Raw genomic sequence first — 6,644 nt, forward strand, 5'->3', positions numbered from 1 at the left:
CACCGACCACGGCTGGGCCAGCGGGCTGGCCGGCACGGCGAACACGAGCACCGCGCTGGCGCCCAGCGGGGCCGCGATCCAGGCCGCACCGCCCGTGGGCAGGGCCGTGCCCATCCAGCGGGCCAGCAGCGCGGTCACCAGGATGCCCACGCCGGCACCGAGCAAGGCACGCCACTGCTCGCGGGCGTTCACGGAAGGGGCGGCAGGCTTAAGGCCGAGCCACCATGCGTGGGCCGATGCCTTCAGGCGGAAAAACAGGGGCCGCATGTCGCGCTGACTCGGTCAGTCCATGCCGAGAACCGAAGCAGCAAGCACCGGCGCCCCCACTTCAAACCCGTCAGTCCTGGCAGTGCTGGACGACGTAGTCCTTGACCCACTGCGTCTCGTTCGGGCTCACCACGAAGCGCTTGGGCAGCGCCTCCAGGCCTTCCAGGCCCTTGATCCAGAACGGACGGGCCGGACGCTGGCCAGTGGCTTCGACGATGGTCTCTTCGAACTTGGCGGGCAAGGCGGTTTCGAGCACGATCATGGTCACGCCGGGCTTCAGGTGCTCCTTGGCCACCTTCAGGCCGTCGGCCGTGTGGGTGTCGATCAGCGTGCCGTCCTTCTCGAACGTTTCGCGGATGGTGAGCAGGCGGTCGGCGTGCGAGCTGGTGCCCGACACGAAGCCGTAACCCTGCACCTTGGCGAACACCTCGGCCGGCAGCGTGAAGCCGCCCTGCTTCTCGACCGCGTCCTTGAACAGCCCCTTGCAGGCAGCACCGTCGCGCCCCAGCAGGTCGAAGACGAAGCGCTCGAAGTTCGAGGCCTTGGAGATGTCCATCGAGGGCGACGAGGTCTCGTACGTTTCGGCCGAGCCGCGCACGCGGTAGGTGCCGGTGCGGAAGAACTCGTCGAGCACGTTGTTCTCGTTGGTGGCCACCACCAGTTGCTCGACGGGCAGGCCCATCATGCGGGCCACGTGGCCGGCGCAGACGTTGCCGAAGTTGCCCGACGGCACCGTGAAGGACACCTTCTCGGCGTTCGACTTGGTGGCGTAGAAGTAGCCGGCGAAGTAGTACACCACCTGGGCCAGCAGGCGCGCCCAGTTGATGGAGTTCACGGTGCCGATCTTGTACTTGCGCTTGAAGTCGAGGTCGTTCGAGCAGGCCTTGACGATGTCCTGGCAATCGTCGAACACGCCTTCCACAGCGATGTTGTGGATGTTGGGGTCCTGCAGGCTGAACATCTGGGCCTGCTGGAAGGGGCTCATGCGGCCGTGCGGACTCAGCATGAATACGCGCACGCCCTTCTTGCCGCGCATGGCGTATTCGGCCGCGCTGCCGGTGTCACCCGAGGTGGCGCCCAGGATGTTGAGCTGCTCGCCGCGGCGGCCCAGTTCGTACTCGAACAGGTTGCCCAGCAACTGCATGGCCATGTCCTTGAAGGCCAGCGTCGGGCCGTTGGACAGGGCTTGCAGGCTCAGGCCCGGCTCCAGGTGCTTGAGCGGCGTGATCTCGGGAAAGCCGTAGACCTCTTGCGTGTAGGTCTTGGCGGCCAGCGCCTTCAGGTCGGCTTTCGGGATGTCGTCGATGTACAGCGACAGCACCTCGTAAGCCAGCTCGGCGTAGGGCAAGCCGCGCCACTTGGTCAGCGTGGCGTCGTCCACCTTCGGGTAGGACACGGGCAGGTACAGGCCACCGTCCGGCGCCAGGCCTTCGAGCAGGATCTCGGAGAAGCCGCGTTCGGTCTTGTCGCCACGCGTGGAGATGTACTTCATGCCAGCTCTTCCTTGCGCAGCTTCACGATTGGCGCCAGCACGGTCGGCAGCGCCTGCATCGCAGCGATGGCCTGGTTCATGCCGCCCTCAGAAGTCTCGTGGGTGAGGATGATGAGGTCGGTCTGGCTGCCTTCGCTCACCTCATCGGCCTCGCGCTGGATGACCGCGTCGATGCTGATGCCCTTGTCAGCCAGGATGCCGGTGAGCTTGGCCAGCACACCGGCCTTGTCGGCCACGCGCAGGCGCAGGTAGAAAGAGGTGACAACCTGCTCCAGCGGCAGCACCGGCAGCGCCGACATCGAATCCGGCTGGAAGGCCAGGTAAGGCACGCGGGCCGCCGGGGCAGCGTCCAGCAGGCGGGCGATGTCCACCAGGTCGGCCACCACGGCCGAGGCAGTGGGCTCGGAACCTGCGCCCTTGCCGTAGTACATGGTCGTGCCCACGGCATCGCCCTGCACCAGCACGGCGTTCATCGCGCCTTCGACGTTGGCGATCAGACGCTTCATCGGCACCAGGGTCGGGTGGGTGCGCAGCTCCACGCCGCCGACGCCTGCTGGCGTCTTGACATCATCGCGGCGGCGGGCGATGCCCAGCAGCTTGATGCGGTAGCCCAGTTGCTCGGCGTACTTGATGTCCGTGGCCGACAGCTTGGTGATGCCTTCCACGTGCGCCTTGTCGAACTGCACCGGGATGCCGAAGGCAATCGCGCTCAGCAGCGTGGCCTTGTGCGCGGCGTCCACGCCCTCGATGTCGAAGGTGGGGTCGGCCTCGGCGTAGCCCAGGCGTTGCGCTTCTTTGAGCACCACATCGAAGTCCAGGCCCTTGTCGCGCATCTCGGACAGGATGAAGTTGGTCGTACCATTGATGATGCCGGCCACCCACTGAACCTGGTTGGCCGTCAGGCCTTCGCGCAGCGCCTTGATGATGGGGATGCCACCGGCCACGGCGGCCTCAAACGCCACGATCACACCCTTTTCGCGGGCGGCCGCGAAGATCTCGGTGCCATGCACGGCCAGCAGGGCCTTGTTGGCCGTGACCACGTGCTTGCCGGCGGCGATGGCTTCGAGCACCAGCGCCTTGGCGATGCCATAGCCACCGATCAGCTCGACCACCACGTCGATGTCCGGGTTGGCGATCACGGCGCGGGCGTCGGCCACGACCTGGGCGGCGTCGCCCACCACCTTGGTGGCCAGCTCGGTGTTCAGGTCGGCCACCATGGTCACCTCGATGCCACGGCCAGCGCGACGGCGAATCTCTTCCTGGTTGCGCTTGAGGACGGTGAAGGTGCCGCCGCCGACGGTGCCGATGCCCAGCAGGCCGACGCGCACGGGGCGCAGTTGTTCTTGGCTCATGGTGTTTTCTAGGGTTCGCTGCGGGCGGCCTCGTGGGCTGCCCGCGTGTTTCAAATCAGGACAGAGACGGACGCAGGCTCAGGCGTGGCGCTTGCGGTAGCCGTCCAGGAATCGCGCGATGCGGCCGATGGCCTCGGCCAGGTCGTCGCTGTTGGGCAGGAAGACCAGTCGGAAGTGGTCCGGGTGCGTCCAGTTGAAGCCGGTGCCCTGCACGATCAGCACCTTCTCTTCGGCCAGCAGCTCGTAGGCAAACTGCTGGTCGTCGGCGATGGGGTACATCTTCGGGTCGAGCTTCGGGAACATGTAAAGCGCGCCCTTGGGCTTGACCACACTCACACCCGGGATCTGGTTGAGCAGCTCATAGGCCAGGTCGCGCTGCTTGCACAGGCGGCCTCCCGGCTGCACCAGGTCCTTGATGCTCTGGTAGCCGCCCAGGGCCGTCTGGATGGCCAGCTGGCCCGGCGTGTTGGCGCACAGGCGCATCGAGGCCAGCATGTTCAGGCCCTCGATGTAGTCGCGGGCGTGGCGCTTCTCGCCCGAGACCACCATCCAGCCGGCGCGGTAGCCGCAGGAGCGGTAGTTCTTGCTCAGGCCGTTGAAGGTCAGGCAGAGCACGTCGTCGGCCAGCGAGGCGATCGAAGTGTGCTCGTTGCCGTCGAACAGCGTCTTGTCGTAGATCTCGTCGGCCAGGATGATGAGCTGGTGCTCGCGCGCGACCTCGATGATCTCCTTGAGCAGGCTCTCGGGGTAGAGCGCGCCCGTCGGGTTGTTCGGGTTGATGACCACGATGGCGCGGGTGCGCGGCGTGATCTTGGCGCGGATGTCGGCGATGTCGGGGTACCACTCCTGCTGCTCGTCGCAGATGTAGTGCACCGGGCGACCGCCCGAGAGCGACACTGCGGCGGTGTAGAGCGGGTAGTCGGGCGCCGGCAGCAGCACCTCGTCGTCTTCGTTGCACAACGCGTTGATCGCCATGACGATGAGCTCGGACGCGCCGTTGCCCAGGTAGACGTCGTCCACCGTCACGCCCTTGATGCCCTTTTCCTGGCAGTAGTGCACCACCGACTTGCGCGGCGCAAACAGGCCCTTGCTGTCGGTGTAGCCCGCGGCGCCCGAGAGGTTGCGGATCATGTCCTGCACGATCTCGTCGGGCGGCTCCAGCCCGAACACGGCCAGGTTGCCGATGTTGAGCTTGATGATCTTGTGCCCGTCTTCCTCCATCTGGCGCGCCTTTTCCAGCACGGGCCCACGGATGTCGTAACAGACATTGGCGAGTTTGCTGGACTTGACGATGGGCTTCAAAACGTTCTCCGGTGGGCGGGCAAGGTGGGGGGAAACCGAGGGAAAGCTAGAATTTAACCACACCCGCCTGGGCAAACGCCCCACAAGCGTGCCGATCCCCTCCAGGTGCGCAGGCCCGCCGAACGCACATTCGCCCCATGAAATTCCAGCCCGACCGCGCCGAAGGCGTCAACGTCATCCACGCCTATACCCGCACCAGCGTGTCGGTGAACGGGCAGGTCCACACGCGCAGCATCCTGGTGCCTCCCACCGGAGAGCTTAGCAACTGGCCCGTGAACTCGCTCGACACCCTGAGCGAGGCCGATTTCCAAGTCATCCTCGAAGCGCGGCCCGAGGTCTTGATCCTGGGCACCGGCCCCACCCTGCGCTTCGTCAAACCAGCGCTGATGCGCCACCTCATGGCCGCGCGCATCGGCGTCGAGACCATGGACACCGCAGCAGCTTGCCGCACCTACAACATCCTGGTGGGTGAAGGCCGACAGGTGATGGCGGCATTGCTCATCGGCGACTGAAGCCCCCCGCCCGCGCACCATTTCCGCGCACTTCACACTGCTTCACACCCCCGGATCGGGTGACCTTTGCGAAGCATTTATAATCAACGGTTATTCACGCAGGCTGCTGATTTTCATCACATGACTCCCGCTCTCAACAAACCGTTGCCGGACTTTGAAGCGATCGCCACGGGTGGCGTGAAGTTCACCCCCCCAGGCTTCGTTGGTCAGACCGTCGTGCTGTACTTCTACCCGAAGGACCACACCCCCGGTTGCACGACCGAGGCCATGCAGTTCCGTGACCTGCACAAGGAGTTCGCGAAAGCTGGCGCCGTCGTTTTCGGTGTCTCGCGCGACAACCTGGCTTCGCACGACAAGTTCAAGCAGAACCTCGATCTGCCCTTCGAGCTGATCGCCGACACCGAAGAAAAGCTCTGCCACATGTTCGGTGTGGTCAAGAACAAGATCATGTACGGCAAGAAGGTCAAGGGCATCGAGCGCTCCACCTTCCTGATCGGCCCTGACGGCGTGCTGCGCGAAGAATGGCGCGGCATCAAGGTCGCAGGCCACGTCGAAGACGTGCTCAAGGCCGTGCAAGGCCTCAAGCAGGAAGCTGCCTGAACACCCCCTCGGGCCTGAACGACAGCGCCATTTCACCCCGTGGCGTGGCGCTGCGCACACACCTCCAATCCCTTGCTTGCGCGCGGGCCGGAGTGTGCATAATGAGTTCATGCCCCCGAGCCTGATTGGTTTCAGTCCCGACATGACACAGCGCCAGAGCCCGTGCCGACACGGTGCCTCGCTCGCTGACACGCCGCAAGGCCGCACACCACCCTGTGCGGCCTTTTTGTTTTCCGTCACCCCAGCCTGAACCATGCCACTGCCCAAGCCGCCGACCAAACGCGCCGACATGCTGAGCGCTGACGACTACAGCGCCCAGCCCAAGGCCTCCCGCACCCCAACCGCCCGAGCCGCCAAAACCGCGAGCGGGCGTGCCGATGCCGCCAACCAGCCCACGCTGGAGCCCATCGTGCAACCTCAACTCGAGGCCGCGCCCAAACCCAAGGCGCGCCCGAAGAAAACCAGCCCCGCCGCTCCCGCTCCTGTCTTGGTGGCACCTGCCATCGTGGCCGAAAAGAGCCCGACAGAAGCGCCCTCTTCTCAGCGCTCCGCGCCACCCGCCATCAGCCGCACCGCCGCCAGCCACACCCCGCGCCGGCGTCGTCCGGTGGGCGACGGCCCGACCAAGCTGTTCGTGCTCGACACCAACGTGCTGCTGCACGACCCGATGTCGCTGTTTCGCTTCGACGAGCACGACGTCTACCTGCCCATGATCACGCTCGAAGAGCTCGATGGCCACAAAAAGGGCATGACCGAGGTGGCGCGCAACGCCCGCCAGGTCAGCCGCGACCTCGACTCGCTGGCCGCCGACATGAGCAACCGCCAGCAGATGGACCCGGCCTCCGGCATCCCGCTGAACAAGACCGGCCACGCTGGCGCGGGCGGCAAGCTCTATTTCCAGACCACGGGCATCACCATCGAGCTGCCCATGGGCCTGCCGCAAGGCAAAGCCGACAACCAGATCCTGGGCGTGGTGCAGGCACTTCGCAAGGAGCAACCCGAGCGCGAAGTCGTGCTGGTGTCCAAGGACATCAACATGCGCATCAAGGCCCGCGCGATGGGCCTGCAAGCCGAGGACTACTTCAACGACAAGACCCTGGAAGACGGCGACCTGCTCTA

Annotated in this window: 7 protein-coding genes; 3 read left to right on the forward strand and 4 right to left on the reverse strand. The window is 65.5% G+C overall.

What is annotated here, in order from left to right:
• The 4 genes from B2W70_RS01580 to B2W70_RS01595 all read right to left on the reverse strand — a co-directional run.
• Nucleotides 1–192: HPP family protein (locus B2W70_RS01580; protein ID WP_286742203.1), on the reverse strand; the 192-nt coding region annotated here is incomplete at its 3' end.
• Between the two features lie 145 nt (nucleotides 193–337).
• Nucleotides 338–1,759: a threonine synthase gene (gene thrC / locus B2W70_RS01585; RefSeq protein WP_286742204.1), complete on the reverse strand. Its 1,422-nt coding sequence runs from the start codon at nucleotides 1,757–1,759 to the stop codon at nucleotides 338–340.
• Entirely contained in the window at nucleotides 1,756–3,096 is a 1,341-nt protein-coding gene (locus tag B2W70_RS01590; protein ID WP_286742208.1) for a homoserine dehydrogenase, read from the reverse strand. Before B2W70_RS01590 ends, thrC begins: the two co-directional genes overlap by 4 nt.
• 93 nt (nucleotides 3,097–3,189) lie before the next feature.
• Nucleotides 3,190–4,413, reverse strand: coding sequence for a pyridoxal phosphate-dependent aminotransferase (locus B2W70_RS01595; RefSeq protein ID WP_286742205.1), 1,224 nt, complete (start codon nucleotides 4,411–4,413; stop codon nucleotides 3,190–3,192).
• Between the two features lie 137 nt (nucleotides 4,414–4,550).
• On the opposite strand from B2W70_RS01595, the gene B2W70_RS01600 reads away from it, so the two are divergent.
• The 3 genes from B2W70_RS01600 to B2W70_RS01610 form a co-directional block, all read left to right on the forward strand.
• Entirely contained in the window at nucleotides 4,551–4,925 is a 375-nt protein-coding gene (locus B2W70_RS01600; protein WP_286742206.1) for an Mth938-like domain-containing protein, read from the forward strand.
• 120 nt (nucleotides 4,926–5,045) lie between these two features.
• A complete protein-coding gene (locus tag B2W70_RS01605; RefSeq protein ID WP_058089317.1) occupies nucleotides 5,046–5,525 on the forward strand; it encodes a peroxiredoxin in 480 nt (159 codons plus the stop codon).
• A gap of 253 nt (nucleotides 5,526–5,778) precedes the next feature.
• A partial coding sequence (locus B2W70_RS01610; protein WP_286742207.1) for a PIN domain-containing protein occupies nucleotides 5,779–6,644 on the forward strand: 866 nt, incomplete at its 3' end.

It is taken from the genome of Aquabacterium sp. UBA2148, assembly GCF_002328915.1.
Classification (GTDB): Bacteria; Pseudomonadota; Gammaproteobacteria; order Burkholderiales; family Burkholderiaceae_C; genus Aquabacterium; species Aquabacterium parvum.